Annotated in this window: 1 protein-coding gene and 1 pseudogene; both read right to left on the bottom strand. The window is 74.3% G+C overall.

The genetic code is table 11. The features are described from left to right. Positions 1-127: 127 nt before the first annotated feature. Positions 128-2,158 carry a 2-oxoglutarate dehydrogenase, E2 component, dihydrolipoamide succinyltransferase gene (sucB, locus tag AC0CYZ_RS15085; protein WP_472216702.1) on the bottom strand — a complete coding sequence of 677 codons (2,031 nt, stop codon included), beginning with the start codon at positions 2,156-2,158 and terminating at the stop codon, positions 128-130. 36 nt (positions 2,159-2,194) lie between these two features. Beyond that, positions 2,195-2,614, bottom strand: a pseudogene (locus tag AC0CYZ_RS15080) (dihydrolipoyl dehydrogenase); the annotation flags it as partial.

Here is a 2,614-nt window from a genome sequence, read left to right as displayed (position 1 = left end):
GACGAGCGAGGGGCGCCCCTCGCCGGAACCTGGTGCATGACCGGCGGACGAGCGAAGGGCCCCCTCGCTCGGTTCTCCCGAGCGAGGGGGCCCTTGGGTCGATCAGGGGCCGGGTGGCCGGGCCCGACTACAGGCCGAGGTCCGCCTCGAACGCGCCCGCCTCGAGCCGTGCCTTGACCGAACCGAGGAACCGGGCGGCGTCCGCCCCGTCGACGATGCGGTGGTCGTAGGACAGGCAGAGGTAGGCCGTGGAGCGGATGGCGATCGACTCGCCGCCCTCCGCGTCGGTCACGACGACGGGCTTCTTGACGACCGCGCCGGTGCCGAGGATCGCCACCTGCGGCTGGTTGATGATCGGGGTGTCGATCAGGGCGCCGCGCGAACCGGTGTTCGTGATCGTGAACGTGCCGCCCGAGAGCTCGTCCGGGGCGATCTTGTTCGCGCGGGTGCGCTCGGCCACGTCGGAGATCCGGCGGGCCAGGCCGCCGAGGTTGAGGTCCCCGGCGTCGTGGATGACCGGCACGATCAGCCCGGCGGGCGAGTCCACGGCGATCCCGAGGTGCTCGGCGCCGTGGTAGGTGACCTCGCCCTTCTCGGTGTCGATCGAGGAGTTCACGCCCGGGTGGGCCTTGAGCGCCTCGACGGTGGCGAGCGCCATGAACGGCAGGAACGAGAGCTTCACGCCCTCGCGGCGCGCGAAGTCCTCCTTGGCCCGGTCGCGCAGGCGCGCGATCCGCGTCAGGTCGGCCTCGACGACGGTCGTCAGCTGCGCCGAGGTCTGCAGCGACTCGACCATGCGCTTGGCGATGGTCGCCCGGCGCCGCGAGAGCTTCTGGGTGGTGCCGCGCAGGCCCGACTCGTCGGGCTGCGGGATCGCCGCGCCGGCTCCCGAGGGCCGCTGCACCTCGCCGCCGTGCACCGCGCCCGGGCCGGAACCGCCCGAGGGCGCGGCCACCTGCGACGACGCCGGCGAGCTCTGGGCCTTCGAGGCCGCGGCCCGCTGCTCGTCCTGCTCGTCGGCGGCCTTGACCACGTCCTGCTTGCGGATGCGGCCACCGACGCCGGTGCCGCTGACCGAGGACAGGTCGACGCCGCGCTCGGCGGCGAGCTTGCGCACGAGCGGGGTGACGTAGGGCGCCTGGCCGGACGAGCCCGACCCGCCGCCGTCCCCGTTCTCCCGCGACGCGCCACCGGACTGCTGCGACTGCAGCGCCCCGGCGTTCGCCGGGCCGCTCGGCCCCGCCGGCGCCTCGGTCTCGTGGGAGACGTAGTCGTCGGCCCCGGACGCGGCGATCGCGCCGTCGGAGGTCGTGCCGGAGTTGCCGCCCGGCTCGGACTGCGGCTGCGACGGCTCGGGCTGCGACGGCTCGGGCTGCGTCGGCTCGGGCTGCGTCGGGGCGGGCTGCGACGGGGCCGGCTCGGCCGCCTGCTGCTGCGCACCGCCGCCGCCCCCGCCCGACGACGAGCCGCCGCCCGCGGACGGGCTGCCGCTCCCGACGACGGCGAGCACGCCACCCACCTCGACCGTGTCGTCCTCGTTCGCGCGGACCTCGAGCAGCGTCCCGGCGACCGGCGAGGGGATCTCGGTGTCGACCTTGTCGGTCGAGACCTCGAGCAGCGGCTCGTCGACCTCGACGGAGTCGCCCACCTGCTTGAGCCAGCGGGTGATGGTGCCCTCGGTGACGGACTCGCCCAGGGCCGGCATCTCGACCTCGGTGCCCGACCCCCCGGAGGAACCGCCCGCGGACGACCCACCGCCCGACGACGACGCGGCGGCCGGCTCCGGCTGCGACGGCTGCTGCGCGGGCTCCGGTTCCGAGGCCTGCGCGGGCTGCGCGGGCTCGGGCTCCGCGGCCTCCTGGCCGCCCGACTCCTGCCCGGCCGACCCGCCGGACCCGTCGTCACCCCCGGTGCCCTCGGACTCGTCGCCGATGACCGCGAGGTCCCCGCCGATCTCGACGGTGTCGTCCTCGTCGGCGACGATCCGCTGGAGGATCCCGGCCTGCGGCGCGGGGATCTCGGTGTCGACCTTGTCGGTCGAGACCTCCAGCAGCGGCTCGTCGACCTCGACGTGGTCACCCACCTGCTTCAGCCACCGGGTGATGGTGCCCTCGGTGACGCTCTCGCCGAGAGCAGGCATCTGGACGGTGTAGGCCATCGTGCTCGGAACTCCTTCGCAGAACCGGTGGGTCGGTCAGCTGTGGCTGTGGAGGGGCTTACCGGCCAGCGCGAGGTGTGCCTCGCCGAAGGCCTCGTTCTGCGTAGGGTGCGCGTGGACGAGGTTCGCCACGTCGATCGGCAGGGCCTCCCAGTTGTAGACCAGCTGCGCCTCCCCGACGAGCTCGCCCACCCGGGCCCCGATCATGTGCACGCCGACGACCGGTGCGTCGTCGTCCGTGCCGCCCTTGACCAGCTTGATCGCGCCCGCGGTCCGCAGGATCTGCGACTTGCCGTTGCCGGCGAGGTCGTAGGTCACGGTGCTGACCTCGCCGTGGACCTCCTTGGCCTGCGCCTCGGTGAGGCCGACGGAGGCGACCTCGGGCTCGCAGTAGGTGACCCGCGGGATGCCCTTCTCGTCGATCACCGGCGGCTCGAGCCCGGCGATCTCCTCGGC

Source organism: Actinomycetospora sp. (genome assembly GCF_055612215.1).
The sequence above is the reverse complement of the archived record's forward strand: the minus strand, read 5'-3'. Positions and strand labels throughout refer to the sequence as shown.

Bases quoted from the DNA above. Each gene is read 5' to 3' on its own strand.
- sucB (WP_472216702.1), bottom strand. From the start codon at position 2,158: ATGGCCTACACCGTCCAGATGCCTGCTCTCGGCGAGAGCGTCACCGAG.